The sequence below is a fragment of the Aquitalea sp. ASV15 genome (genome assembly GCF_016429115.1).
In the GTDB taxonomy this organism is placed as follows: domain Bacteria; phylum Pseudomonadota; class Gammaproteobacteria; order Burkholderiales; family Chromobacteriaceae; genus Aquitalea; species Aquitalea magnusonii.
In genome coordinates this window covers 1-24,778 of sequence record NZ_JAELTZ010000033.1, presented here as the reverse complement: position 1 = coordinate 24,778, position 24,778 = coordinate 1, and the positions used below count along the sequence as shown (strand labels likewise).

General features: G+C 61.5%; 24 protein-coding genes and 4 tRNA genes. 12 read left to right on the top strand and 16 right to left on the bottom strand.

The features are described from left to right. Positions 1-124 precede the first annotated feature (124 nt). From JHD64_RS14545 to moaA, 3 genes are all read left to right on the top strand, one after another. On the top strand, positions 125-2,032 hold the full coding sequence (locus JHD64_RS14545) for a type IV pili methyl-accepting chemotaxis transducer N-terminal domain-containing protein (RefSeq protein WP_199053750.1): 1,908 nt from the start codon (positions 125-127) through the stop codon (positions 2,030-2,032). Then, positions 2,029-2,685: a response regulator transcription factor gene (locus JHD64_RS14540; RefSeq protein ID WP_059287298.1), complete on the top strand. Its 657-nt coding sequence runs from the start codon at positions 2,029-2,031 to the stop codon at positions 2,683-2,685. Before JHD64_RS14545 ends, JHD64_RS14540 begins: the two co-directional genes overlap by 4 nt. Before the next feature lie 133 nt (positions 2,686-2,818). Further along, positions 2,819-3,793 (top strand): GTP 3',8-cyclase MoaA, encoded by a 975-nt coding sequence (gene moaA / locus JHD64_RS14535; RefSeq protein WP_110312949.1) that lies wholly within the window; start codon positions 2,819-2,821, stop codon positions 3,791-3,793. A 33-nt stretch (positions 3,794-3,826) separates the two neighbouring features. On the opposite strand, the gene JHD64_RS14530 is transcribed toward moaA, so the two are convergent. Then, positions 3,827-4,789 (bottom strand): LysR family transcriptional regulator, encoded by a 963-nt coding sequence (locus tag JHD64_RS14530; RefSeq protein ID WP_199053748.1) that lies wholly within the window; start codon positions 4,787-4,789, stop codon positions 3,827-3,829. Between the two features lie 135 nt (positions 4,790-4,924). Between JHD64_RS14530 and JHD64_RS14525 the strand changes: the two genes are divergently transcribed. The 4 genes from JHD64_RS14525 to JHD64_RS14515 all read left to right on the top strand — a co-directional run bounded on the left by JHD64_RS14525 (position 4,925) and on the right by JHD64_RS14515 (position 8,263). Continuing rightward, the gene (locus tag JHD64_RS14525; protein ID WP_199053746.1) at positions 4,925-6,073 is read left to right on the top strand and encodes an iron-containing alcohol dehydrogenase; all 1,149 of its coding nucleotides are present in this window, start codon (positions 4,925-4,927) and stop codon (positions 6,071-6,073) included. A 70-nt stretch (positions 6,074-6,143) separates the two neighbouring features. Further along, positions 6,144-7,577: an MFS transporter gene (locus tag JHD64_RS14520; protein ID WP_199053744.1), complete on the top strand. Its 1,434-nt coding sequence runs from the start codon at positions 6,144-6,146 to the stop codon at positions 7,575-7,577. A gap of 82 nt (positions 7,578-7,659) precedes the next feature. Further along, a complete protein-coding gene (locus JHD64_RS22230) occupies positions 7,660-7,788 on the top strand; it encodes a hypothetical protein (RefSeq protein WP_255524367.1) in 129 nt (42 codons plus the stop codon). 46 nt (positions 7,789-7,834) lie between these two features. Next, positions 7,835-8,263, top strand: coding sequence for a cupin domain-containing protein (locus tag JHD64_RS14515; RefSeq protein ID WP_199053742.1), 429 nt, complete (start codon positions 7,835-7,837; stop codon positions 8,261-8,263). A 61-nt stretch (positions 8,264-8,324) separates the two neighbouring features. Here the strand turns inward: JHD64_RS14515 and JHD64_RS14510 are convergent, their stop codons facing one another. The 12 genes from JHD64_RS14510 to JHD64_RS14455 all read right to left on the bottom strand — a co-directional run bounded on the left by JHD64_RS14510 (position 8,325) and on the right by JHD64_RS14455 (position 19,769). After that, positions 8,325-9,059 carry a GntR family transcriptional regulator gene (locus tag JHD64_RS14510; RefSeq protein WP_059287237.1) on the bottom strand — a complete coding sequence of 245 codons (735 nt, stop codon included), beginning with the start codon at positions 9,057-9,059 and terminating at the stop codon, positions 8,325-8,327. A gap of 12 nt (positions 9,060-9,071) precedes the next feature. After that, positions 9,072-10,523, bottom strand: a complete 1,452-nt coding sequence (locus JHD64_RS14505; RefSeq protein WP_199053740.1) for an NAD-dependent succinate-semialdehyde dehydrogenase — start codon at positions 10,521-10,523, stop codon at positions 9,072-9,074. Between the two features lie 55 nt (positions 10,524-10,578). Continuing rightward, entirely contained in the window at positions 10,579-11,646 is a 1,068-nt protein-coding gene (locus JHD64_RS14500; protein ID WP_199053738.1) for an ABC transporter ATP-binding protein, read from the bottom strand. Continuing rightward, on the bottom strand, positions 11,643-12,443 hold the full coding sequence (locus JHD64_RS14495; RefSeq protein ID WP_199053736.1) for an ABC transporter permease: 801 nt from the start codon (positions 12,441-12,443) through the stop codon (positions 11,643-11,645). The genes JHD64_RS14500 and JHD64_RS14495 overlap by 4 nt, the downstream gene beginning before the upstream one ends. 1 nt (position 12,444) lies before the next feature. Next, entirely contained in the window at positions 12,445-13,329 is an 885-nt protein-coding gene (locus JHD64_RS14490; RefSeq protein WP_199053734.1) for an ABC transporter permease, read from the bottom strand. A 70-nt stretch (positions 13,330-13,399) separates the two neighbouring features. Continuing rightward, the gene (locus tag JHD64_RS14485; RefSeq protein ID WP_199053732.1) at positions 13,400-14,422 is read right to left on the bottom strand and encodes an ABC transporter substrate-binding protein; all 1,023 of its coding nucleotides are present in this window, start codon (positions 14,420-14,422) and stop codon (positions 13,400-13,402) included. A 66-nt stretch (positions 14,423-14,488) separates the two neighbouring features. Beyond that, on the bottom strand, positions 14,489-14,803 hold the full coding sequence (locus JHD64_RS14480; RefSeq protein WP_199053730.1) for an NIPSNAP family protein: 315 nt from the start codon (positions 14,801-14,803) through the stop codon (positions 14,489-14,491). A 10-nt stretch (positions 14,804-14,813) separates the two neighbouring features. Next, positions 14,814-16,286: an aldehyde dehydrogenase gene (locus tag JHD64_RS14475; protein ID WP_199053728.1), complete on the bottom strand. Its 1,473-nt coding sequence runs from the start codon at positions 16,284-16,286 to the stop codon at positions 14,814-14,816. Positions 16,287-16,312: 26 nt separating this feature from the next. After that, the gene (locus JHD64_RS14470) at positions 16,313-17,350 is read right to left on the bottom strand and encodes an LLM class flavin-dependent oxidoreductase (RefSeq protein ID WP_199053727.1); all 1,038 of its coding nucleotides are present in this window, start codon (positions 17,348-17,350) and stop codon (positions 16,313-16,315) included. Between the two features lie 54 nt (positions 17,351-17,404). Next, entirely contained in the window at positions 17,405-18,337 is a 933-nt protein-coding gene (locus tag JHD64_RS14465) for a flavin reductase (protein ID WP_199053725.1), read from the bottom strand. A 6-nt stretch (positions 18,338-18,343) separates the two neighbouring features. Continuing rightward, positions 18,344-19,192 (bottom strand): alpha/beta fold hydrolase, encoded by an 849-nt coding sequence (locus JHD64_RS14460; protein ID WP_199053723.1) that lies wholly within the window; start codon positions 19,190-19,192, stop codon positions 18,344-18,346. After that, positions 19,182-19,769 (bottom strand): amino acid synthesis family protein, encoded by a 588-nt coding sequence (locus JHD64_RS14455; RefSeq protein WP_199053721.1) that lies wholly within the window; start codon positions 19,767-19,769, stop codon positions 19,182-19,184. The genes JHD64_RS14460 and JHD64_RS14455 overlap by 11 nt, the downstream gene beginning before the upstream one ends. Before the next feature lie 180 nt (positions 19,770-19,949). On the opposite strand from JHD64_RS14455, the gene JHD64_RS14450 reads away from it, so the two are divergent. After that, entirely contained in the window at positions 19,950-20,330 is a 381-nt protein-coding gene (locus JHD64_RS14450; protein WP_059286640.1) for a carboxymuconolactone decarboxylase family protein, read from the top strand. 647 nt (positions 20,331-20,977) lie between these two features. Here the strand turns inward: JHD64_RS14450 and JHD64_RS14445 are convergent. Continuing rightward, a tRNA-Leu gene (locus tag JHD64_RS14445) sits at positions 20,978-21,062 on the bottom strand. Between the two features lie 165 nt (positions 21,063-21,227). On the opposite strand from JHD64_RS14445, the gene JHD64_RS14440 reads away from it, so the two are divergent. Further along, positions 21,228-21,917, top strand: coding sequence for a Bax inhibitor-1 family protein (locus JHD64_RS14440; RefSeq protein ID WP_059286638.1), 690 nt, complete (start codon positions 21,228-21,230; stop codon positions 21,915-21,917). 63 nt (positions 21,918-21,980) lie between these two features. On the opposite strand, the gene tilS is transcribed toward JHD64_RS14440, so the two are convergent. Beyond that, positions 21,981-23,294: a tRNA lysidine(34) synthetase TilS gene (gene tilS / locus JHD64_RS14435; protein ID WP_255524366.1), complete on the bottom strand. Its 1,314-nt coding sequence runs from the start codon at positions 23,292-23,294 to the stop codon at positions 21,981-21,983. Continuing rightward, entirely contained in the window at positions 23,284-24,249 is a 966-nt protein-coding gene (locus tag JHD64_RS14430) for an acetyl-CoA carboxylase carboxyltransferase subunit alpha (RefSeq protein WP_059286636.1), read from the bottom strand. The genes tilS and JHD64_RS14430 overlap by 11 nt, the downstream gene beginning before the upstream one ends. Before the next feature lie 218 nt (positions 24,250-24,467). On the opposite strand from JHD64_RS14430, the gene JHD64_RS14425 reads away from it, so the two are divergent. The 3 genes from JHD64_RS14425 to JHD64_RS14415 all read left to right on the top strand — a co-directional run bounded on the left by JHD64_RS14425 (position 24,468) and on the right by JHD64_RS14415 (position 24,727). Beyond that, positions 24,468-24,543: transfer RNA gene (locus tag JHD64_RS14425), tRNA-Val, on the top strand. A gap of 5 nt (positions 24,544-24,548) precedes the next feature. After that, positions 24,549-24,625, top strand: a tRNA-Asp gene (locus tag JHD64_RS14420). Positions 24,626-24,651: 26 nt separating this feature from the next. Further along, positions 24,652-24,727 (top strand) — tRNA-Val (locus tag JHD64_RS14415). Positions 24,728-24,778 lie beyond the last annotated feature (51 nt).

Below are 24,778 nucleotides of genomic sequence, written 5' to 3'. Positions count from 1 at the left end.
CTGGCCATGCCACGCTGCCACGCCCTACCCCTTCCGGAGAATTGCTGTCCACAAGGCCAGCCGGTATTGTTAGCAGTATTGCCTGCGGCAACCCACACCACCCGCCACCCGGACGCCCAGCACCATGATGCTCTACCAGACCCCGCGCCTGCGCAGCCTGTCCACCAAGCTGCTGATGCTGACCATCGCCTGGCTGCTGCTGGCGATGACCTCCATCGGCTACACCCTGATCCTGTCGTGGAAGCTGGAAGGCGGCGCCGCCGCCATCAATGACGCCGGCAGCCTGCGCATGCGCAGCTACCATATCGCGCTGCAAGTGAGCGAAGGCGCCGCACTGGCCACCATTCGTGCCGAGGAGCAGCAGTTTGCCGCCATCCTGGCCCGGCTGAAACAGGGCGACCCGGCACGACCGCTGTTCCTGCCGGACAATGCCACGGTCAGACAGCAGGTCAGCGATATCGAGCGCTCCTGGCAGACGGACATGCTGCCACTGCTGGAAAACGCAGCCCGCCAGCATGCCGGCCAGCGCCAGATGGAAAGCCCGGCCATCGCCCGCTTTGTCAACCGCATCGACCGCCTGGTGAAACTGGTGGAAGAAGACAACTCCCGCAACACCACCCTGCTGCGCTTCTTCCAGATGGCGCTGATCGCCATGGCCATCATCGGCTCGTTCAGCATGATGTTCTTGTTGTTCCTGCTGGTGATCCGCCCGCTCAACACCCTGGGCGAAGGCATGCTGCGGCTGCGCGACGGCAATCTGGATGCGCGGGTCAGCGTGGACAACAATGATGAATTCGCCACCATTGCCACCGGCTTCAACCAGATGGCCGACCGCCTGCAAGACCTGTACGCCACGCTGGAGCAGAAAGTGGCCGACAAGACCCGTTCGGTGGAATACAAGAACCGCCAGCTGGCCGCCCTGTATAACGTCACCGCCTTCCTGCATGACTCGCACAGCCTGGCCGACATGTGCAGCGGTTTCATCGAGCGGCTGATCGAGCTGACGGGCGCGGACGCGGGCAGCGTGCGGCTGGTGGATTTCAAGCGCGGGCGGCTGGAGCTGACCGCCCAGCGCGGCCTGCCGGCCGAACTGCAGGAAGAGGACGATTGCGCCACCCTCAACGGCTGCCTGTGTGGCGATACCGTACCGCAGCCCTTCTCGGTGCTGCATCGCTTCGACCAGTTGCCGGCCGCCACGGAAAAACACTGCCAGCGCGCCGGCTTTTCCAGCATTGCCGTGTTCCACATCCGGCATAACCAGAGCAATGTCGGCATTTTCACCCTGTACTTTTATCAGGACCCCAAGCTGGCCACGCAAGACCAGTTCCTGCTGGAAACCCTGGGCAGCCACCTGGGTGTGGCAGTGGAAAACCACAGGCTGGCAGCGCGCGACCGCCAGTTTGCGGTATCGGAAGAACGCAACCTGATGGCCCAGGGCCTGCACGACAGCATTGCCCAGTCGCTGTCCTTTCTGAATCTGCAAGTGCAGATGCTGGACGCCGCGCTGGCCGAGCAGCAGATGGAGCAGGCGCAGGAAAACCTTGGCTTCATCCGTGCCGGGGTGCAGGAATGTTATGAGGATGTGCGCGAACTGCTGCTGAACTTCCGCACCCGCATCAGCAAGGAAGACTTTCCCGACGCCGTGCGCACCCTGCTGGAGCGCTTTGAAAAACAGACCCACATCCCCACCCAGCTGCACATGAGCGGCGACGGGCTGGCACTCAATCCCCAGCAACAGCTGCAGCTGATCTTCATCCTGCAAGAAGCGCTGTCCAATGTGCGCAAGCATGCCCAGGCGCAGCGCGTGCGCATCGACATCCTCAACCATGCCGACTTCAGCATGAGCATACGGGACGACGGCTGCGGCTTTGACGAACAGAGCGTGGCCAGCCGCCGCGCCAGCCATGTCGGGCTGTCCATCATGCAGGAGCGCGCGGCCCGCATTCGCAGCCAGATCAGCATTCACCCCCATCCGCACGGCGGCACCGAAGTACAATTGCTGCTGCCACAAAGTGAAAGACAAGCCGCATGACACCCATCCGCATCTTGCTGGTCGACGACCACACCCTGTTCCGCAGCGGCCTGAAGGCGCTGCTGCAACGCCAAAGTGATTTCGACATCATTGGCGAAGCCGCCGATGGCCTGGAAGGGGTGAAACTGTGCGAACAGCTGAAGCCGGACGTGGTCCTGCTGGATATCGACATGCCGCAAATGAACGGGCGCGAGGCGCTGGCACAAATCATGGTCAGCCAGCCGCAGCTGGCGGTGCTGATGCTCACGGTATCGGAAGACGGTGAAGACCTGGCCGAATGCCTGAAGCTGGGCGCACGCGGCTATCTGCTGAAAAACATCAATGCCGACTTCCTGCTGGCCAGCATTCGCCGCGCCGTGGATGGCGACAGCGTGCTGTCACCGGAAATGACCTCGCGCCTGCTGCAGCAGCTACGCAGCGCCGACACCCAGAAAAGCAAGCCGACCGGGCTGGAGCAACTGACCCAGCGTGAAAGGGAAATCCTCGCCTGGCTCAGCCGCGGCATCAGCAACAAGGAAATCGCCCGCGCGCTGGATCTGGCCGAGAGCACCATCAAGGTGCATGTGCAGAACATCCTGCGCAAACTCAACCTCAATGGCCGGGTACAGGCCGCGCTGTTTGCCGTGGAGCACGGGCTGGACAAGCTGCCCTGAAACCGGGGCGGCTGCCGCCCTTTCTTCCCGGCTCCCTACTCCCTCAGACCTAGCCAAAACCCCACTACCGACCAACTGGCAAGCCCGGCGGATGCGCCTACACTCTGGCCATTCTCCCCTCAGAGGGTCAGCCATGTTACGCGACCGTTTTGGCAGAAGCATCGACTATCTGCGGCTATCCGTTACCGACCGCTGCGATCTGCGCTGCAGCTATTGCATACCCAAGGGTTTCAAGAACTTTGAAGAACCGGCCAACTGGCTGGACTTTGCCGAAATCCAGCGGGTAGTGGCGGCCTTTGCCCGCCTTGGCTGCCACCGCTTCCGCCTGACCGGTGGCGAACCGCTGCTCAGGCGCAATCTGCCGGCACTGGTCAGCAGGCTGGCCAGCCTGCCCGGCGTGGACGACCTGTCACTCAGCACCAATGGCACCCAGCTGGCCGGCCAGGCCGGTGCGCTCAAGGCGGCGGGCCTGCAGCGGCTCAATGTCAGCCTGGACTCGCTGCGGCGGGACTGTGTGGCCAGCATCAGCGGCAGCGACAGTCTGGAACAGGTCTTGCAGGGTTTGTCCGTCGCCCGTGCCGCCGGCTTCAGCAGCATCAAGATCAATATGGTGCCGCTGGCCGGCATCAACGACCGCGACATCGACGCCATGCTGGCTTACTGCAAGGCACACGGTTTCATCCTGCGCCTGATCGAAGCCATGCCCATGGGCCATACCGGCCAGCAAGCAGACGGGCTGGATTTGTCACAGCTGCTGCACAGCCTGAGCCAGCGCCACGGCCTGACTCCCAGCGCAGTCAGCCTGGGCGGCGGGCCGGCCCGCTACTGGCAAAGCCCGGACGGCAGCTGCACGCTGGGGCTGATTACGCCGATGTCGCAGCATTTCTGCGCCAGCTGCAACCGGGTACGGCTGTCGGTGGATGGCACCTTGTATATGTGCCTGGGGCAGGAGGAAAAGCTGGCGCTACGCCCACTGCTACGCGCCGGCTGCAGCGACGCCGAGCTGGAAGCGGCTATCCGTGCCGCCATCGAACTGAAGCCGGAAAAACACGAATTCATCCAGCAGCCCCAACAGGTGGTGCGTTTCATGTCGATGACCGGCGGCTGATGCGGCCACCCCAGGCAGCCTGTGGCGGGCGCTTCAGCTTGCTGCCAGGCCGCGGGCATAGGCCTGCGCCAACTCTTTGTCGCTCAGGACCAAATCCGCACCGCCCGTCAGCCGCTCCACCGCCAGGTCGATGAATCGGCGCACGCGGGCAGGCTGGGCGGCGCGGCTGCCGTAATAGACAAACAGGCTGTAGTGATCGGCCATGTGCTCCAGCAGAATGGGCAGCAGCCGGCCACTGCGGATCAGCGGGGCCGCCGTCGGGCCCGCCAACTGGCCGATCACCTCGCCGGCCAGCACCGCGCGCAACTCCATGGCTTCGTCATTGGTGCAGAAGGCCGGATTGATCGGCTGATCCTGCATGCCATCGCCCACCCTTACCCGCCACGGCACCACGCGACCATCACTGGCACGGCGAAAAGCGCTGCAGCGATGCGCGCCAAGCTCGTACAGGCTGTGCGGAATGCCGTACTTGCACAGATAGCTGGGCGCGGCGCAGATAATCAGCTGCATGGGAAACAAGCGCCTGGCCACCAGCCCTTCCTGTGGCGAGTTTCCCAGCCGGAAGCCGACATCGATACGGTCTTCCACCCAGTTGCCAATGCGGTCATCCAGTTGCACATCCAGCTGCACTTCCGGGTAGAGCCGGCAGTATTCGTCCATCACCGGCCCGATCACCGCCTGCAGCATGGTACGCGGGCCGACGATGCGCAAAGGCCCGGCCAGCTCGTCCTTGGTCTGGCGCACCGCCGACAGCGCCTGCTGAAAACCGATCAGCGAGGGATGCACCGCCTCCAGAAAGCGCTGCCCCTCCTCGGTGAGTGACATGCTGCGGGTGGTGCGATGAAACAGTCTCACCCCCAGGTGTTGCTCCAGCTGCCCCAGCGCCTTGCTGGCCGCTTGCGGCGAGATCTGCTGGGCCGCGGCAGCCTTGCTCAGGCTGCCAAACTCGGCGGTACGCACAAAGGTGGTGATGGAGCGCAGCTCGTTCATGGACATGGTTCAATCCTGCCGCTGAATTAACATGAAAAAGTTGTAAATTATTCAAATAATAATGCGCTAGTTTAATGTATCGCAGGAAATTAAAGTGAGGCCCATCAATAGCAGCGGCCCCAGGGGCTGCGGAGCATACCCATGGACAACTTTACTTTCTTCAATCCCACCAGGATCGACTTCGGCACCGGCAAGGAACAGCTGATCGGCCAGCATCTGGCAGAGCACGGCATTAAAAAGGTGCTGCTCTGTTTTGGTAGCGAGCGCATCAAGCGCGACGGCCTGTTCCAGACCGTGAGCCAAAGCCTGGCCGGGCAAGGTATCGAATTCATCGAATTTGGCGGCATTGTCAGCAATCCGCTGCTGTCGAAAGTGCGTGAAGGCATTGCCCTGGCACGCCGGCATCAGGTGGATGCGCTACTGAGCGTAGGCGGCGGCTCGGTGCTGGACAGCAGCAAGGCCATTGCCGCCGGCCTGCCTTATGCCGGCGATGTATGGGATCTGTTTATCGGCAAGGCCACCATCGACTCGGCATTGCCGGTGTTTTCCATCCTCACCCTGGCCGCCACCGGCAGCGAGATGAATGACGGTGCGGTGGTAACCAACGAGGACAGCAAGGAAAAGTTTGCCATCCAGTCGCTACATCTGTTTCCGCGGCTATCCATCGTCAATCCGGCCCTGATGCAGACCGTGTCACGCGACTATCTGGTCTACTCGGCCGCCGACATCATTGCCCATTGCATCGAAGGCTATTTCACCGCCACGCTGCAGCCCACCCTGCACTCGCGCCTGGTGGAAGCCCTCGTCAACACCGTGATCGACACCACGGAAACCCTGCTGGACAATCCGGCCGACTACGCCGCGCGCGCCGAGTTTGCCTGGGCCGCCAGCCAAGCGCTGAATGGCCTGCTCTATGCCGGCAGCGCCGGATTCAGCTACCCGAACCACATGATCGAACATGCCTTGTCGGCACTGTTCAATGTGCCGCATGGCGCGGGCCTGTCGGTGATCATGCCGGCCTGGATGAAGTGGTACCACGGCCGTAATCCGGCACAGTTCCAGCGCTTCGCCCAGCAGGTATTCGCGGTTGATACTCCGCTGCAGGGCATTGCCGCACTGGAAGCCTGGTTCGACAAGATCGGCACCCCGACGCGCCTGTCGCAACTGGGCATTAGCGAGGCCGATTTGCCCGCCATTACCGATGTGGTGCTGGGCAATGCCCAGTGGTTCGGCATTGCCGGTCTCTACACCCGCGATGCGGTGGCCGAAATCCTGCAACTGGCACGATGAGAAAATCATGCCTGCTGCGGATCGAGCGCAACCCTACCCACATCGGGCCAAGCCCGGGAACAAGCCCCAAATGACCACTTCTCGCCCGCTCAATCGCGGCATGGTGCTCACCATCATCATGGCGAGCTACCTGATGCTGGTGATCGACATCTCCATCGTGCTCACCGGCCTGCCACGCATCCAGGCTGCGCTTGGCTTCACGCCGGCCGGCCTGTCCTGGATACAGAATGCCTACACGCTGACCTTTGGTGGCTTTCTGCTGCTGGGAGCACGCGCTGGCGACATCCTCGGCCGGCGGCGCATGTTCATTGCCGGCCTGGCCATTTTCACCCTTGCTTCGCTGGCCATTGGCGCAGCCAGCACACCAGCCTGGATGATCAGCTTCCGGGCGCTGCAGGGCCTTGGCGCTGCCGTGCTGGCCCCTTCCACCCTGGCGCTGATTTCCACCCATTTCGAGGAAGGCCAGGCACGTACCCGGGCGCTGTCGCTATACGCAGCGGCGGCTGGCATCGGTGCCACGCTGGGGCTGGTACTGGGCGGCTTGCTGGCCGATCTCATTTCCTGGCGGGCCGGTTTCTTCATCAATCTGCCGATTGGTGCGGTACTGATCGCCGGCAGCTTGCGTCATATCCATGAAACGCCGCGGCAGAGCGGACGCTTCGACCTTGCTGGCGCGCTGAGCTCCACCCTGGGCATGTGTGCGCTGGTATTCGGCATCGTCGAAGCCGCGGAATCGGGCTGGGCCGCGCCGCTGAGCGTGGCCGGCATCGCCATCGGCGTGCTGCTGCTGGGGATATTCCTGTGGATTGAGTCACATGCCGCACAAGCGCTGCTGCCGCTGGCATTGCTGAACAATCCGCAACGCAATGCGGCCTATGTTGCACGCCTGCTTTTCCTGTGCGGCATGGTGGGTTTCTGGTTCTTTACCGCGCAATACCTGCAAGCTGTGCTGGGCTTCCCTCCCATGCTGGCCGGACTGGCCTTCGTGCCGGTCACCCTGCCGCAACTGGCCAGTTCGCTGTCGGTGCCTGCGGTGGTGCGCCATCTTGGCCATCGTCGCGTATTGCTGACCGGAGTCACGCTGTGTGTGGCCGGAGTGCTGTGGCAGGGGCTGGCGGCCACCCTGGCCTCTTACCCGCGCGGAGTGCTGGTGCCGATGTTGCTCATCGGTTTCGGACAGGGCTGGGTACTGGCACCGCTGACCGTGGCGGGAGTGGCCGGAGTGGAACAGCACAATGCGGGGGCGGCGTCCGGCCTACTCAACGTAGCCCACCAGATAGGCGCGACCCTCGGCCTGGCCATCCTGGTGGTGGTGTATGCCGCAGGCCAGGCCACCGGCACGGGCGCTGCCGGCATGGCATGGCATACCGGCCAAGTCCTGTATGCAGCGGCACTGTTCCTGGGCGCGGCCTGGCTGGTATCGCTGCGCTACATCCGCTTTGATGCAGGACAGCCGGCAGCGGGCAAGGAGATGCCGGGCAGCGCCGTAGCGCCCCGCGCCTGAACAGCCCACTGCTGCGTATATGACATCAACAAAGGAGTCGCCAGATGCAGACCACAACACTGAACAAGGGCATCCGGAACACATGGCGGAAAACTTCGCCATCACCGACCTTGCACTGGGCGCGGGCGACATGGCTGGCATCGCGGCGCTGGACACCGGCTGCCCTGCATTTTCCGACCACAGCGACCCGGCCAGGGTGAAGTGGCCGTAGCCAGCCCATCGACCCAGCTGATACACACATCCTGAAAGGACATCACATGACTGAGCAAACACCATCCGGCAACGAGGCCATCACGCTAAGCCGCGCCGGCTCGCAAGACTCCTACCGCGGCCCGGCAGAGTGGTTCAGCGGCAGCGTGCGCGTCGACCCGCTGTTTGCCGCACGGCCTCCGGCGGCCAGCTCCGGCGCCCTGGTCACCTTTGAACCTGGGGCACGCACCGACTGGCACACCCATCCGCTGGGGCAGACACTGATCGTCACCGCCGGCTGTGGCCGCGTGCAACAGTGGGGTGGCCCCATACAGGAAATCCGCCCCGGCGACGTGGTGAGCATCCCGGCGCACACCAAACACTGGCACGGCGCCGCCCCCACCACGGCCATGAGCCATATCGCCATCCAGGAACAGCAGCAAGGCAGTGTGGCGAACTGGCTGGAGAAGGTCAGCGACGAGCAGTACGCCGGCTAGTGCCTGCCCAGCCAGGTGCGCCGGCTGAGCGGCCGCACCCGCTGGCGGGGTGCGGCTGTTTTCATGGCGCGCGGGCCAGATCGCCGGATTGTGCGGCAGCCTGGTCGCTTTCCTCCGCCAGTTCTGCCAGCTTGCGTGCTGCGATGCTTGCCACACGCCGCACATGCGCCACCGAGGCATCGTGTGCGGCTTGTGCATCGCGTTTTTGCAGTGCATCCACCAGCAAACGCATTTCCTCGGCCGCTTCGGCAGCCCGCCCGCTCGAGCTGATGGTCATGGCCCGCAGGCGGTTGATTCTGGCATTGAGCGACTGCACGATTTCCCAGGCCATGCTCTGGCCACTGCCGTGGAACATCAATTCGTAAAACGCCGAGGTCTGCTGCAGAACGCCGTGGAAATCTCCCGCCCGGAATGCCGCCTGGATCTGGCTATTGATCAGCGCCAGTTGCTCAAGCAATGCCGTGTCCGCCCGTTCGGCGCACAGCCGCGCCGCATGCCCTTCCAGCAAGGCGCGGATTTCATAGATTTGCGCCGCCTTGTCGGCATCCAGCGTGGCCACCACCGGGCCCTGATGCGGAATGGACTCCACCAGGCCCTCGGTTTCCAGGTGGCGCAGCACCTCGCGCACAATCGAGCGGCTCACCCCCAGTTCGTCGCACAATGTACGCTCCACCAGCCGTTCACCTGGCTTGAAATAGGCACTGAGGATGGCGTCACGCATTTTTTCCAGCGTCAGCTCACGCAGGGTCTTGACGCTACGATCTATCTTCAGCGAGCTACCTTCTTTGGATGACATCGGTCATCTCCTTTATTCAATTCCACCCATACACAGGTATTTTATTTCAAGGTAGTCGTCGATCCCATGGCGGGAACCTTCCCGACCACTGCCCGATTGCTTGATGCCGCCGAAGGGGGCCGCCTCGCTTGCAATCAGCCCGGTATTGATCCCGACCATGCCGACTTCAAGCGCCTCCGCCACCCGCCAGATACGCGCATGGTCGCGACTGAAAAAGTAGGCGGCCAGGCCAAATTCGCTGGCATTGGCCTGGGCCACGACATCCTGTTCATCGCGAAAACGGAACACCGGCGCCAAGGGGCCAAAGGTTTCTTCCCGCGCCACGCGCATGGCAGATGTCACATCGCGCAAGATGGTCGGCTCGAAAAAGCTGCCGCCCAGCGGATGACGCTGCCCGCCCAGGACGACCCTGGCCCCCTGCGCCAGGGCATCGGCAATGTGCGCCTCCACCTTGGCCAGGGCTTTATGGTCTATCAGCGGACCCATTGTCACCCCGGCCGCCATGCCATTGCCCACTTGCAAGGTCGCCACCCGCTCCCGCAAGCGGGACACAAAGGCTTCGTAAATGCCATCCTGCACATACAGCCGGTTGGCACAGACGCAGGTCTGCCCTGCATTGCGGTATTTGGACAGCATGGCGCCTTCGACCGCGGCATCCAGATCGGCATCGTCAAACACGATGAAGGGCGCATTGCCGCCCAGCTCCATGCTGACTTTCTTGACCGTATCCGCACACTGGCGCAGCAGCAGCCGCCCGACTTCCGTTGAACCGGTAAAGGTCAGCTTGCGTACCAGCGGATTGCCGGTCAGCTCAGCGCCAATGGCCAGCGGATCACCAGTCAGCACATTGATCACGCCCGCCGGCATACCGGCCAGCTCGGCCAGCCGGGCCAGTGCCAGCGCCGACAAGGGCGTCAGCTCCGCCGGCTTGGCCACCACCGTACAGCCGGCAGCCAGCGCCGGGGCGATCTTACGTGCCAGCATGGCATTTGGGAAGTTCCAGGGGGTAATTGCCGCCACCACTCCCACCGGCTGCTTGAGGGTAAGCAAGCGGCGGTCGGGACCCGGCGCAGGAATCACCTCGCCATGCATCCGCTTGGCTTCTTCGGCAAACCACTCGATATAACTGGCTCCGTAAGCAATCTCGCCCCTTGCCTCGGCCAGTGGCTTGCCCATTTCGGCAGTCAATATCCGGGCCAGGGCGTCCTCATGCTGCAGCACCAGATCAAACCAGCGCCGCAGATACTGCGCCCGTTGCTTGCCGCTCAAGGCCCGCCAGCCGGGGCCAGCATTCGCGGCAGCCGTAATCGCCTGCCGGGTTTCCGCCGCGCCCATGCACGGAACGCTGGCGATCTGCTCGCCCGTGGCCGGATTGCACACCGGCAGGCGTTCTGCCGCGTCCACCCACAGGCCATTGATATAGCAGCGCTGCACTAACAGCCCGGTTTCCTGCACTTGATCCATGCTTCACCCTTCAGCGACGGAGCATGTCCGTCGCCCTGATTGCTACGGTCTGCATTCAGGCAAACACATGCCCGTGCTGCGCGTCCCACTCCAGCACAGCCGATGAGCCGATGCTCAGCCCCTGGCCATCCCCCACCGCCATGCGTACCGCCAGCTCCTGTTCCCAGGGGGTTTGCACGGCAAAATGCATGCTGTCGCCCAGATAGGTCATGTCGCGCACGGTGACGGCCAGGCCGCGGGCCGAGGTGGCATGCGGACGAATCCGCATTTTCTCCGGCCGCACCATCAGCGTGCCCTCGCTACCGGCGGCAAAGGCCCGGGCATCCCCATCTACTGCCTGACCATTGGGGAAGATGGCGCGGGCACGGCCACCGCCCATTTGCTCCACCTTGACCGGCAGGAAGTTGGAATTACCAATGAAACCGGCCACAAAGCGCGACGAGGGATGCTCGTACAGCTCCTCACCCGTGCCCACCTGTTCGATACGCCCCTGGCTGAACACCGCAATGCGGTCGGACAGGCGCAGCGCTTCTTCCTGATCGTGCGTCACATACAGAATGGTCACCCCGGTTTCCTGATGGATGCGGCGCAGCTCGAACTGGATTTCCTCGCGCAGCTTTTTGTCCAGCGCCGACAGCGGCTCATCCATCAGCAATAGCGGCGGGTCATAGGCCAGGGCACGGGCAATGGCCACCCGCTGTTGCTGGCCACCGGACAACTGGCCGGGCAGGCGGTCGCGATACTCCGCCAGATGCACCAGTTCCAGCATCTTGGCCACCTTGGCCTTGACCTCCGACTCCGGACGGCGGCGCACGCGCAAGGGAAAGGCCACGTTCTCGCCCACGGTCAGGTGCGGAAACAGGGTATAGCGCTGAAACACCATGCCGATGTTGCGCTTGTTGGGTGCCACATCCAGCAAGGACTTGCCGTTCAACAGCACCTGCCCTTCGGTCGGCTCCTGAAAGCCGGCCACAATATACAGCGTGGTGCTCTTGCCCGAACCGGACGGTCCGAGAAAGGTCATGAACTCACCCTGTTTGATGTCCAGGGAGACCTGATCGATGGCCACCACCTGATCGTAGGTTTTACGCAGGCCACGAATCTGCAGGAATGGTGTTGTCATTGGCGTGAGCCTTTCTTCAAAAAGGAAGCCAGCAGCATCAGCAGCACCGTAAAGGCGACCAGCAATGTGGATGCAGCGGCGATGACCGGGGTCAGATCCTGGCGCAGCGTGCTCCAGATCAGGACCGGTAGGGTTTGCAAGGTGGGACTGGCCATGAAGATGGACAGCACCACTTCATCCCAGGAAATCAGGAAGGAAAAGATGGCCGCGGCAAACAGTCCCAGCCGGATGGCTGGCAAGGTCACCCGCCACTTCACTTCCAGTGGCCCGGCACCACAGATCATGGCGGCATCTTCCAGTGCGGAGTCGAAGCTCTGCAGCGAATTGCCGATGGTGATGATGGAAAACGGCAAGGCGATGATCAGGTGACCAATCACAAAGCCGGTCAAGGTCCCGGTCAGGCCCAGCTTGAGGAAAAAGGCATACAGGGCCACCGCCAGCACCACCACCGGCAATACCATGGGGGTCAGGAAAAACGCCTGCAATGCACTCTTGCCAAAGAAACGGCTACGCGCCAGACCCAAGGCCGCCAGTAGTCCCAGCACCACCGACAGCAGCGTGACCATGACAGCCACCTTGGCACTGGTCAGCAGCGCATTGACCCAGACCGGGTCGGTCAGCAGCTGCTGATACCACTGCGTGGTCCAGCCCGGCGGTGGAAAGACCAGCCATTGCGAATCGCCGAAGGACAATGCCGCAATGAATACGATGGGCAGCAACAGAAACAGCATGACGGCGCTGCCAATCGCCACCAGGCCCCAACGCCAGCCGCCCAGACGGTCATAATCCAGCAACATGTCAGCGCCCTCCCATTTCACTGCGGCCCGCACCCAGATAGCGCAGCTGCACGGCATACAAGCCCAGGGTCACCACCAGCAGGACAAAGGCAGCCGCACCGGCCAGACCCCAGTTGAGCAAGGACTGCACCAGTTGGGCGATCAGCTCGGCCAGCATCATGTAGCTGGTGCCGCCCAGCAAGGCCGGTGTCACGTAATAGCCCAGCGACATCACAAACACCATCAGGGCACCGGAGGCGATGCCGGGCAAGGCCAGCGGCAACAGCACCAGACGCAAGGACTGCCAGCGGCTGGCGCCACAGATGGCCGCGGCGCGCAGCGTGGAGGGGTCGATGGCGCGCAGGGTGGCATGCAGGGGCAACACCAGGAAGGGCAGCATGATATAGGTCATGCCGATGGTGACGCCGACCAGGTTATTCACCAGCGCCAAGGGCTCATCAATCACCCCCAGCGTCATCAGCACCCGGTTAATCAAGCCCGTCTGCTGCAACAGCACCATCCAGGCATAGGTGCGCGCCAGCAGATTGGTCCACATCGACAGCAGCAGCACGGCAAACATCAGCCGCGACCAGCGCTGCGGCAGGATGGCCAGCAACCAGGCGGTGGGAAAACCCACCAGCAAGGTAATCAGCGTAACCACGCCGGCTACCATGAAGGTATTGAAAAACACCCGCACATAGGTTTGCGAACCAAGCAATTCAGCATAGTTTTGCCAGCCAGGCGTCGGCTCCATGACGCTGCGCAGCAGCAAGGTGATCACCGGCACCAGAAAACACAACACCAACAACAGCAATACCGGCAGCATCAATTTGATGCCGCGCGTCTCGGCGCTCAGCCGGAATCGACGGCGCGCCGGCACAGCAACCGAACTCAAAGCAGTGGGCATGACAGCTCCTCGGGACAATCGCGACACAGGCCGTGGCCCTGCGCTGCGGCAAGGCCACGGCATTCCTGCCTTACTGGGTCTGCCAGGCATACCAGCGCTTGGCAATCTCGTCGCGGTGCTCGGCCCAGTAGCGCATGTCCAGATTGATCTGGCTGGAGCTGAACTGGTCGGGCAGGGTCTTGACCGCAGCCGGGGTCATCTTGGTCTTGGATTGCAGGTTGACCGGGGCATAACCGGTTTCCGTGGCGAACTTCGCTTGCGCCTCGGCACTGGTGGCATAGGCGAGGAACTGCATGGCCGCGGCCTTGTTCTTGCTGCCCTTTGGAATCACCAGCATGTCGGCGGCAGTCAGGTTCTGCTTCCACGACATGCCTACCGGCGCACCGCTGTGCTGCAAGGCATTGATGCGGCCATTCCAGAACATGCCGATGCTGGCTTCACCAGAGGCCAGCAATTGCTGTGACTGGGCGCCACCGGTCCACCAGACAATCTGGCTCTTGATGGTGTCCAGCTTCTTGAAGGCGCGGTCGATATCCAGCGGATACAGCTTGTTGGCCGGCACGCCATCGGCCAGCAAGGCCAGTTCCAGCACGCCCGGCGCCGACCACTTGTACAGCGTGCGCTTGCCCGGATAGCGTTTCAGGTCGAACAGATCACTCCACGCTGCCGGGGCCGTTCCCTTTACCGCTTGCTTGTTGTAGCCCAGCACAAAGGAGTAATAAAAACTGCCCACTGCGTTGGCAGAGATAAAGCGCGGGTCTATGCCCTTCAGTTTGGACTGGTCCAGCGGCTCCAGCAGGCCATCCTTGGCGGCGCGATAGGCAAAGTCGCCCTCCACGTCCACCACATCCCAGGTGACATTGCCGCTTTCCACCATGGCCTTGAACTTGCCGTAATCGGTGGGGCCATCCATGGCAACGGCGATGCCGCTGGCGGCGCTGAAAGGCTGGGCCCAGTTTTTCTGTTGCGCTTGCTGGGTCGTACCGCCCCAGCTGGTGAACACCAGGCTTTCCGCCATGGCGGGAGCGGCGGCCAACAGGCTGATGCCGGCCAGCAAGGCCAGACGGGTGCGGATCGGTTTTGCTGCATTCATGATGTCATCTCCTGTGTAGAAGTCTGTGCTTCTGTTTCTCTTGCGTGGTATTGCTATTTGGACGATCTACTGCAAGGGGGAAAAGGCGGCCGCTTTCATGATCTTGCTTTCCATTTCTTCCAGCAGCGCCTGGATTTTCGGGGCAAAGGCGACCCACGCCGGGTCTGCGGCCAGTGCGGCACGTCGCGTTTCGCGCTCATCCAGACCGGGGTAAGCCCAAATGTGCACAATCTGGTTCAAGGGGCCGATTTCCGAGTAGAAATAGCCCACCAGCTCTCCCAGATACTGCTTTTGCAAGGCAATGCCCTCTTCCTCCACCAGCTTGAGGTAGGTAGGCAGTGCCCCGGTCTTGATGCGGTAGGTGCGGATTTCGTAATACATGGCATGCTCCTCAGCGCATCACGAAGGGGTCGGCAATCGGCTCATCCGAGGTACGAATCCACACCGACTTGGTCCGGGTGTAATCCAGCACCGACTCCATGCCGCCCTCCCGGCCCAGGCCACTCTGGCCATAGCCGCCAAACGGCACGATGGGTGACACCGCCCGGTAGGTATTCACCCAGACAATGCCGGCACGCAGGGCGCGGGTCAGCCGGTGGCCGCGGCTCAGGTCGCGGGTGAATACTCCGGCAGCCAGGCCATACACACTGTCATTGGCCAGGGCCACGGCTTCGGCCTCGCTATCGAAGGTCAGCACGCTGAGCACCGGACCAAACAGCTCCGTAGTGACACTGGGAATCTGCGCGTCCGGGCAACTCAGAATGGTGGGCAGGTAGTAATAGCCATCCTGCCGCCCGGCCGGAACCCCACCGCCGGTCAGCAGCTCGGCACCGGCCTGCACGCTGGCGGCAACCACTTTTTCGATATGCTCGCGCTGGCGGCAGGTGGCCAGCGGGCCCATTTCGGTGGCACTGTCCTGCGGATCGCCAATACGGATGGCCTCGGCCTTGGCCTGCAGCCTGGCCAGCAGGCGGTCGCGCACGCCGCGCTGCACCAGCAGGCGCGAGCCGGCCACACAGCTTTGGCCGCTGGCGGCAAAAATACCGGCCACAATGGCATTGCTGACGCTGTCCACATCGACATCATCAAACACCAGCACCGGGGATTTGCCGCCCAGTTCCAGCGTGGTATAGGCAAGGTTCTCTGCCGAATTACGCACGATGTGGCGGGCGGTTTCCGGTCCGCCGGTAAAGGCAATGCGCGCCACCAGCGGGTGGCTGGTCAGCACCTGGCCACAGTCCTGGCCATAGCCGGTCAGCACATTCACCACACCGGGTGGGAAGCCTGCCTGATGAACCAGCCGGGCGAATTCCAGCAAGGGGGCCGGGCCCTCTTCCGAGGCTTTCAGCACCACGGTGCAGCCCGCGGCCAGTGCCGGGCCCAGCTTGACGGCAGACAGAAACAGCTGGGAATTCCACGGCACGATGGCGGCAACCACGCCAATAGGTTCGCGGCGCAAGAAGGCTTCCATATCCGGCTTGTCCACCGGCAGGCAGGCACCCTGGATCTTGTCGGCCAGACCGGCGTAATAGCGGTAATACTCGGCCACATAGCCAATCTGGCTGCGTGTTTCGCGGATGATCTTGCCGGTATCCGCCGTTTCCAGCGCGGCCAGCTGGTCGGCATGCTGGGCCACCAGCTCGGCCAGCTTGTACAGCAGCTTGCCGCGCTGGCTGGCGGTGAGGCCAGCCCAGGCCGGGTCGAGAAAGGCACGGTGAGCCGCGTTTACCGCCCGGTCCACATCCTTGGCACTGGCGGCCGGCATGCTGGCCCACGCCCTGCCATCGGCCGGATTGATGCTGTCAAAACGGGTGTCGCCATCTTCAAACACCCCGTCGATATACTGCTGAAAGCTGCGCAACATGGTGACGGCTCCTTGCAATCGTCCAATCAGGCAAATGCCGGCATGACCTGCTTGATGAACAGCTCCAGCGACTTGAGCTTGCGCTCGAAATCCATATGACTGTCTATCCAGAAGCTGTACTGGTCGTAGCCCAGCGCCTCGTAGCCCTTGAGGCGGGCGATCACCTCGTCTGGCGTACCGATCACCAGATTGTTGCGAATCAGCTCCGGCGCATAGTTGGGGAACATCGCCAGGTCTTCCTCGTTCAGCGGCTCGATAAAGCCCTGTCTGATCGGCTTTTCGTTCTTGAACCACTTGCTGAAGTAGCAGTAGAAACGGCGCATGTCATCAACGCCTGCGTCTACCTCGACAGCGTTTTCGCCCACAAAAGTGTGCATCAGCATCATGATTTGCGGCCGCGGCACTTCCGGGTGATTGGCGCAGGCGGCATTGAAGCGCGCCATCAGGCTGGCCACTTCCCCGTCGCCGGCCGCCAACGAGGTCACCTGCACATTGCAGCCTTGCGACACGGCAAAGTCATGGGAATTGGGGTCACGCGCAGCCACCCACAGCGGCGGATGCGGCTGTTGCAAGGGACGGGGAACCGGCGTGGTCTGGGGGAAGCTCCAGTATTCGCCCTGGTGGGCATAATCACCGGCGAATAATTGTTGCAGGCAGGGAATCATCTCGCGCAAACGGCCACCGGCCCCCCAGGCATCCAGCCCCGGGAACATGCGTTCGTATTCAAAAGAATAAGCCCCCCGTGCAATGCCCACATCCAGCCGACCATTGCTGGCCAGGTCCGTCATGCCGATTTCACCGGCCAGCTTGATGGGGTGCCAGAACGGTGCCACCACCGTGCCGGTGCCCAGGCGGATCTTGCTGGTTTTGGCAGCCAGATAGGCCAGGTTGACGAAGGGATTCGGGGCGATGGTGAATTCCATGCCGTGGTGTTCACCAATCCAGGCGGTCTCGAAACCACCCTTTTCGGCCACCTGCACCAGTGCGGTCATCTCATCAAACAATGCTTTGTGCGGCTTGGCAGCGTCGTAGCGCTCCATGTGCAGAAACAGCGAAAACTTCATGATGTCACTCTCCTCATTGCTTTCGAATTGAAGCTATTTTTTTATTGCGACGACTCATACCCGTGCCAGCGACTGTACCGAACCACGCTGGGCATCACCCATGTAAATCCCGAAGGCGTCTTCGGTGCGCTCGCGCACAAAGCGCTGCAGCATGGCGCGCTCTGCCTCATCAGCGACCTGCTCCCATGGAATGCTGTCCAGCGCCAGCCACTGCAAACTGCTGGTGGCCGGCCATGCCCCGGACACCCGGCCCCGGTAGAACACATTGACGCCAGTGGCGTCGGCAGCACCGTCCTCGTATACCGCAAACAGGAAGTCCAGCTGCGCATCCAGCCCCAGCCCGGCCAGCACACCACGCAGGCTGTGGACATCGGATGCCGGTTCCAGCCGTGTGCCAGTGGGCAGCGTGTAACCCCTGTCCGTTTTCAGCAGCACCACCCCACCCTGATACTCCAGAATGGCCCCCACCCTGGCACGCGGCCCGGCGGCGGCCAGCGCGTCTTGCGACAGGCTGAAGGTAAGGTAGGCCCCACGCCCGTAACCGAGCGGGCTGGCACTGGTATTGGCAAAATCCACCACGCGGCCGATCAGGATGATATGGTCGCCCGCCTCCACCACTTGATGGGTTTCACAATCAAACCAGGCAGCGGCGCCAGCAATGATCGGACTACCGGTCTGGCCTTGCTGCCATGCCACTTGCTCGAATTTGTCCGCCGCCTTGGACGCGAACAGACTGGACACCTGCTTCTGATCCTCGGCCAGAATGCTGATGGAAAAATGCCCAGCGGCAGAAAATACCGGGTAACTGGCGGCAGACTTGCCAATGCAGATCAGCACCAGCGCCGGGTCCAGCGATACCGAGGTAAACGAATTGGCGGTAAAACCGCGTGGCGTGCCATCTTCCTGCCGGGTGCTGACCACCGTCACCCCGGTGACAAAAGCACCCAGGGTCTTGCGAAACTCCATTGCATCAATCGTTTTCGACATGATTCCTCACTCCTGCGAATGACAGCCAGTCACCCCGCCACGGGTGGTTTCCAGGAAAATGCGCAGCCGCCGGTTCACCCTGTCCGGGGCAGTGACATTCATCATGTGGCGTTCTGCCGCCACGATATCCAGCTGCCCCTGCGGTGCCAGTGCCGCCATGGCGCGCGACATGTCCGGGCTGGAGTTGGGATCACACTCGCCGGTCATGAACAGTGCCGGCATGGCCAGCGATGGCAGCCCCTCCGCATGCACCGCATCCGAGCAGGCAAACAGCTGGTAGGTCCGGGCATAACCTAGCGGATTCACACTGTGCAGAAAGTGGCGCACCATGCTGGCCGACTGCTCCAGCGCTAAGGGCACCGGCTTGCCAAACCAGCGATCCAGTGTCGAATCCACGGTCGCCGTCACACCGCCGTGCGCCAGGGCTGCCGCACGCTCCAGCACCGCCGCACGCTGCGCGGCCGTGCGCATGAACACCGCATTCAAGGCCGCCACGCGCAGTACCCGTTGCGGATAAGCCAGGGCAAACTCCAGCGCCACCAGCGCCCCCATCGAGTGCCCCACCACATTGGCGGCGGCAATGCCCAGGTGGTCTAGCAAACCCGCCAGCTGCTCAGCGTAATCACGCAATGTGGCATCCGCCGCGGGCAATGCACTGCCACCATGGCCCAGCATGTCGTAGACAATCACCTGATAGTCCCGGCTGAAGGCGGCAATCTGCGGCGTCCAGATTTCCTTGCCCATACCCACGCCATGCACCAGGACCAGCGGCTCTCCGCTGCCATGGACAGTGAACGCTGTACCGTCTGCCGTGCCTGCCATCTGTGCTGGCAGAGGAGCATGTTCAGGCTTCATTGCTGCCAAGCTCCTGCAGGTCCTGATAGCGGTTGGCGATGCGATGGTGCGGCCGGCCACCGATGGATGCACCCAGCGCCACCACGATTTCATCGGCGGCCGGCGCATCGTTAATGGAAAACTGGAGGGTCAGATAATGCGAACGCATGCCCTCATCATCCTTGTGCATCATCGGGATGGAGATGGCGCAATTGGGCCCGCCCCGCACATTGGTAAAGCTCAGGTAGCTCTTGGCACCCACCGCCTTGCGATAGAAATTACCAAACCGCAGGGTGTGGATCAGCGCCGAGGCATGCTCGATCTCCCCCGCCACCCCCACCACCGCAGCCTTGCCATAGCCCTCGATCACGGCACCGGAACCGGCCATGCGCAGGATTTCCGCAGTCAGCAGCTCCCCCAGCACCGGTGCGATGGCATGAATCTCCGGCTTCAGGTCCTCGACAAAGCCGCGCCCATGCCACGGATTTTTCAGCACCACCGCCGCCGCAAACATCTTCAGCGGCACGGGCGCGGCCTTCCCTCCCTCGATCAGCGTTTCCTCAACATAGCTCACCACCTTGCGAATACCGGCATCCATCTTTCTGTCTCCTGTTGTCTGGCTGCGATGGCCATCACTAAATATGATGGTATTACGGTATACCAAGAAAAAATCGATTACAAGGTATTTGTATGATGGTATACCATCGGACAAACAAAAATGACACACCCACAACAACGCAGCGCTTTCACTTTCATCGACCACAACAAGGAGCAAGTAATGAGCACGGAAACATTTCAGCAGGGCCTGGACATCCGCAAGGCGGTACTGGGAGAGGACTATGTCAATCAGGCACTGAACAATGCCGACGCACTGAGCATGCCGCTGCAGCAGCTGGTGACTGAATACTGCTGGGGCACGGTGTGGGCACGCGAAGGACTACCACGCAAGACGCGCAGCCTGATCAACCTGGGCATGATTGCCGCTCTGAATCGCCCACACGAGCTGAAACTGCACATGCGTGGCGCATTGAACAATGGGTGCAGCAAGGAGGAAATCGTGGAAGCAATCCTGCAGATCGCCATCTACTGCGGCGTCCCCGCAGCAGTAGACGCCATGCGGATTGCCCGGGAAGTCTTTGCCGAGCCTGCTAGCGCTTAGCCCCAGCCAGCACGCATCGCCATGCCGCGGACTGAGCGGCCCGCAGTCCCGGCATGGCACTGGCTCGCAAGCAACAGCACACCCGGCCGGATACTGCGTGCCGCCGTACCGCCAGCAAAGAGCCAGGGCCGGCAGCACCACAAGCAGCGGCAATGGCCAACGGCCCTGCCGTCCTGGAGCCGATCAGCTCATTGACTACCGGCAACTTGACTACACGCATCATGAGTTCGAAAACGTGCTGCATGACTATAAGCCGGTGCCGGGACCAGCAAGGAGGGATGCACTGGCGAAATCCGTAGGCATTCTCAAGCCGGGCGGCAAGATCGTGTCACTCATTGGCCCACGGGAAGGCGCATTTGCCCGCAGCAGAGGAACACCCTGCCATCAGGCGGAGGACTTTCCGGTTCCACCCTCTGCCAGCTTGCAGAAAATCGCACGGCAGCCAAACCCTGCCCGGCAAAAACCAAACCGCCAGTCAGCCCTTGCGAGCACGCACGACAATCCATGCGACCAATTTGCGACAGCGGGTATCGGCTAATACGGCGTTTTACAGTGGAATACAGAGCTGCTGACACCGTAGAAAAAGGCTAAAACCTCTTTATCCACGGTCTTTTCGGAGAAATACGGACTATCAGGAGAAAAATCTGTGGTGCGAGCGGAGAGACTCGAACTCTCACGCCTTGCGGCGCTGGAACCTAAATCCAGTGCGTCTACCAATTCCGCCACGCTCGCCCATCAGCAGCACCGGAAAGCACTGCGAAAGAGGCGGCAAATATACCTCAGGATTCCACGCTGTTCAAGCACCATGTCGAATGAACCATTAGCATGTTTTCATGTCACAATGCAGGCACACTGTTTTGTGACAGCGCAACAAACCCAACAATTAGAGAGGGCAGCATGCAACCGGACCTGCACAATACCTACCAGACCAGCACGACCAGCGGCCTACGCAACAAGGTGCTGCGCAATACCTATGCGCTGCTGGGCCTGTCGATGATCCCCACTGTAATGGGTGCCCTGATTGGCACACATCTCAATTTCGCCTTCATGGCAGCCAGTCCCATCATGGGCATGCTGGCCATCATGGCGGTATTTTATGGCCTGGTCTTTGCCATCGAGAAAAACCGCAATAATTCGCTGGGCGTGTTCCTGATGCTGGGCTTTACCTTCATGATGGGCCTGCTGCTGGGACCCTTGCTGCAATTTGCACTGCGTTTGAGCAATGGCGGCCAGCTGATCATGACCGCCGGCGCAGCCACCTCGCTGGTCTTTGTGGTCATGGCCGGCATTGCCAGCACAACCAAGCGTGATCTGTCTGCACTGGGCAGCTTCCTCACCATCGGCGCCATTGTACTGATGGTGGCTGTGGTGGCGAATATCTTCCTGCAAATGCCGGGCATGCAACTGGCGATTGCCGCCGCCTTTGCCCTGTTCAGCTCGCTGATGATTCTGTGGCAGGTCAAGGTTGTGGTGGACGGAGGTGAAACCAGCTATGTATCGGCAGCACTGTCGATTTACATCAGCATTTACAATCTGTTCACCAGCCTGCTGCAATTGCTGATGGCTTTCAGCGGCGAACGTGACTGATCCTGCGTCGTGCTTCTGTAAAAAAAGCGCCCCTTTGCCGGGGCGCTTTTTTATTTTCCCTGTTTAATGGTCCAAGCCCGGCAGCCATTCCGGCCAATATCCCTCCGCGCTGAAACAATCACTGGCTACCGCCACACCGGGCAGGGCCAGCAAGCGACCATCGGCGGCATACAGCAAGGGCCATTGCCGGCGCAATAATGGCGGAATACCCGCTTCCTGCAACAGTTTCTTCACCGGCTTGCGCCCTACTGGCTGCTGCAACACCTCGCCACCCTGCCGCGGGCGCAATTGCAGATCACCTGCAAGTGAGGGCAAGGACAAACCACCGCCGCGCACCCAGCGCAAACGCCCGCCCCAGCCGGGCTGGCGACTGACTGGCTGCGACGCATCAAACCGCAACACAGTCGCTGATTGGGTTGGGCGTACCGGCACTGCATGCAGCTGCTGGCGATAGCGCACCACAACCAGCTCGGGCAATTGCAAACAGGGCTGGCTGGCGGCCGCCGCCACATGCAATTGGCGCAAAAATTCCTGCAATTGCTCCGGCGCGACTTGTGATTGCCCCAGATGCCGCAGCCAGGCCATCAGCAAAAAGCCCTGCCGCACTGGCGACAAGGACAGTAATCGTTCGACATCCAGCGCAGCGCCAGTGGTGCAACTGGCCAAATCAGCGGCGGCCACCTCATCCACCAACTGCGATGCCTGCGCCATATGCCAGGCGCTGCGTTCCAGCTGTTGCCGATAGGACGGAACATGCTGCAGCAGCAGCGGCATGATGCGGTGTCGCAGTAAATTGCGGCGGTAGGCAATGTCCGCATTACTGTCATCTTCGACCCAAACCAGCCCCTGCACTGCAGCGTACTGTTCGAGTTGCTGGCGGGTAAAGCCAAGCAATGGCCGCCACAATTGCAGCGCCCCCAGCCTGCGCACAACGGGCATGCCCGACAGCGCACGTACGCCGCCACCGCGTAACAGCTGCAACAGCACGGTTTCGGATTGATCATCCAGGTGATGCGCCAGTACCAGCACCTCGGCCGTGGACTGCGCATACACCGCGTAGCGCTGCTGCCTGGCCTGGGCCTCCAGGCTCTCTCCGGCGCAACGACTGACAGCAACCCGGACCACCCGCAGGGGGACTTCCAGCTGTTGACACACCTGCTGACAATGCAGCGCCCAGTCGTCCGCTGCGGCATTCAGGCCGTGATGCACATGCACGGCCGACAGCCGCAGCTGTGGCCGCTGCTGGCGCGCCCGAGCCAGCAGCGACAACAGCACCATGGAATCGAGCCCACCACTCAGTCCAAGCTCAAAAGCACAAAGGCCGGACAAATTGTCCGGCCAGTGGGCTAACAGGGCTTCCAGCAGATCAGGCTGCATCTTCCTTGTAACGTCCATAACTCATCAAGCGCTCGAAGCGCTCTTTCAACAGCACTTCAATCGGACGATTGGCAAAGTCCTTCAATTGCTCCTGCAGCACACGTTTCATGGCATTCATCATTTGCGCATGATCACGATGTGCACCACCAACCGGCTCGGTCACCACGCGGTCAATCAGGCCGAGGGTCTTCAGACGATTGGCGGTAATGCCCAGCGCCTCTGCCGCTTCGGATGCACGCTCGGCAGTTTTCCACAGAATGGAAGCACAGCCTTCAGGTGAAATCACCGAATAGGTGGAGTACTGCAGCATATTGACCTGGTCGCCCACGGCAATGGCCAGCGCACCACCGGAACCACCCTCACCGATGATGGTGCAGATGATGGGCACACGCAGTCTTGCCATTTCGTAGAGATTGCGCCCAATTGCTTCGGATTGGCCGCGTTCTTCCGCACCAATGCCGGGATAGGCACCCGGAGTGTCCACGAAGGTGATGATCGGGATGCCAAACTTTTCGGCCAGCTTCATCAGGCGCAATGCCTTGCGATAGCCTTCCGGGCGCGGCATGCCGAAATTGCGGTAGATCTTTTCCTTGGTATCACGGCCTTTCTGATGGCCAATCACCATCACAGACTGGCCATTGAAACGGGCCAAGCCACCCACGATTGCCGGGTCGTCGGCAAAGGATCGATCACCATGCAGCTCTTCGAAATCCGTGAAGATGCTGCGCAGGTAGTCCAGTGTATAGGGACGCTGCGGGTGGCGGGCCACCTGGGAGATCTGCGAGGGGGACAGTTTGGCATATAGAGTCTTGGTCAGTTCCAGACTCTTCTTTTGCAGGCGTGCGATTTCTTCGGAGATATCCAGTACGGAATCATCCTGCACGAAACGCAGCTCTTCTATCTTGTTCTCGAGCTCGGCAATCGGCTGCTCAAAATCGAGAAAGGTCGGCTTCATTATTCACATCATCCGATTAAGCGAATCGGGCAATCATACATGAGTGCAAAAGAATCCGTCACGCCCCTGTCTGACAAAATTCAATCAGCATGGCGCGTCGATTTGGGATTTGCCCGTTTTATGCAAAAAAATGAAACCACCCCCTTGCGCTGAAAATATGGCTGTGCTTTAATTCGCCTCCTCGCTGAGACGCAAACGCAGACAGCGAAAAGGTTTCAGGGCGTTTAGCTCAGTTGGTAGAGCGTCTGCCTTACAAGCAGAATGTCGGCGGTTCGACTCCGTCAACGCCCACCAAGGTTGGAGTGGTAGTTCAGTTGGTTAGAATACCGGCCTGTCACGCCGGGGGTCGCGGGTTCGAGTCCCGTCCACTCCGCCAACAGATTATGTAGCAGTAACCCTTTCGGGCGTTTAGCTCAGTTGGTAGAGCGTCTGCCTTACAAGCAGAATGTCGGCGGTTCGACTCCGTCAACGCCCACCAAGGTTGGAGTGGTAGTTCAGTTGGTTAGAATACCGGCCTGTCACGCCGGGG

What these genes read in the sequence shown, in the direction of transcription:
- JHD64_RS14545 (WP_199053750.1), top strand. Translation starts at nt 125, where the DNA reads ATGATGCTCTACCAGACCCCGCGCCTGCGCAGCCTGTCCACCAAGCTG.
- JHD64_RS14540 (WP_059287298.1), top strand. Translation starts at nt 2,029, where the DNA reads ATGACACCCATCCGCATCTTGCTGGTCGACGACCACACCCTGTTCCGC.
- moaA (WP_110312949.1), top strand. Translation starts at nt 2,819, where the DNA reads ATGTTACGCGACCGTTTTGGCAGAAGCATCGACTATCTGCGGCTATCC.
- JHD64_RS14530 (WP_199053748.1), bottom strand. Translation starts at nt 4,789, where the DNA reads ATGTCCATGAACGAGCTGCGCTCCATCACCACCTTTGTGCGTACCGCC.
- JHD64_RS14525 (WP_199053746.1), top strand. Translation starts at nt 4,925, where the DNA reads ATGGACAACTTTACTTTCTTCAATCCCACCAGGATCGACTTCGGCACC.
- JHD64_RS14520 (WP_199053744.1), top strand. Translation starts at nt 6,144, where the DNA reads ATGACCACTTCTCGCCCGCTCAATCGCGGCATGGTGCTCACCATCATC.
- JHD64_RS22230 (WP_255524367.1), top strand. Translation starts at nt 7,660, where the DNA reads ATGGCGGAAAACTTCGCCATCACCGACCTTGCACTGGGCGCGGGCGAC.
- JHD64_RS14515 (WP_199053742.1), top strand. Translation starts at nt 7,835, where the DNA reads ATGACTGAGCAAACACCATCCGGCAACGAGGCCATCACGCTAAGCCGC.
- JHD64_RS14510 (WP_059287237.1), bottom strand. Translation starts at nt 9,059, where the DNA reads ATGTCATCCAAAGAAGGTAGCTCGCTGAAGATAGATCGTAGCGTCAAG.
- JHD64_RS14505 (WP_199053740.1), bottom strand. Translation starts at nt 10,523, where the DNA reads ATGGATCAAGTGCAGGAAACCGGGCTGTTAGTGCAGCGCTGCTATATC.
- JHD64_RS14500 (WP_199053738.1), bottom strand. Translation starts at nt 11,646, where the DNA reads ATGACAACACCATTCCTGCAGATTCGTGGCCTGCGTAAAACCTACGAT.
- JHD64_RS14495 (WP_199053736.1), bottom strand. Translation starts at nt 12,443, where the DNA reads ATGTTGCTGGATTATGACCGTCTGGGCGGCTGGCGTTGGGGCCTGGTG.
- JHD64_RS14490 (WP_199053734.1), bottom strand. Translation starts at nt 13,329, where the DNA reads ATGCCCACTGCTTTGAGTTCGGTTGCTGTGCCGGCGCGCCGTCGATTC.
- JHD64_RS14485 (WP_199053732.1), bottom strand. Translation starts at nt 14,422, where the DNA reads ATGAATGCAGCAAAACCGATCCGCACCCGTCTGGCCTTGCTGGCCGGC.
- JHD64_RS14480 (WP_199053730.1), bottom strand. Translation starts at nt 14,803, where the DNA reads ATGTATTACGAAATCCGCACCTACCGCATCAAGACCGGGGCACTGCCT.
- JHD64_RS14475 (WP_199053728.1), bottom strand. Translation starts at nt 16,286, where the DNA reads ATGTTGCGCAGCTTTCAGCAGTATATCGACGGGGTGTTTGAAGATGGC.
- JHD64_RS14470 (WP_199053727.1), bottom strand. Translation starts at nt 17,350, where the DNA reads ATGAAGTTTTCGCTGTTTCTGCACATGGAGCGCTACGACGCTGCCAAG.
- JHD64_RS14465 (WP_199053725.1), bottom strand. Translation starts at nt 18,337, where the DNA reads ATGTCGAAAACGATTGATGCAATGGAGTTTCGCAAGACCCTGGGTGCT.
- JHD64_RS14460 (WP_199053723.1), bottom strand. Translation starts at nt 19,192, where the DNA reads ATGAAGCCTGAACATGCTCCTCTGCCAGCACAGATGGCAGGCACGGCA.
- JHD64_RS14455 (WP_199053721.1), bottom strand. Translation starts at nt 19,769, where the DNA reads ATGGATGCCGGTATTCGCAAGGTGGTGAGCTATGTTGAGGAAACGCTG.
- JHD64_RS14450 (WP_059286640.1), top strand. Translation starts at nt 19,950, where the DNA reads ATGAGCACGGAAACATTTCAGCAGGGCCTGGACATCCGCAAGGCGGTA.
- JHD64_RS14440 (WP_059286638.1), top strand. Translation starts at nt 21,228, where the DNA reads ATGCAACCGGACCTGCACAATACCTACCAGACCAGCACGACCAGCGGC.
- tilS (WP_255524366.1), bottom strand. Translation starts at nt 23,294, where the DNA reads ATGCAGCCTGATCTGCTGGAAGCCCTGTTAGCCCACTGGCCGGACAAT.
- JHD64_RS14430 (WP_059286636.1), bottom strand. Translation starts at nt 24,249, where the DNA reads ATGAAGCCGACCTTTCTCGATTTTGAGCAGCCGATTGCCGAGCTCGAG.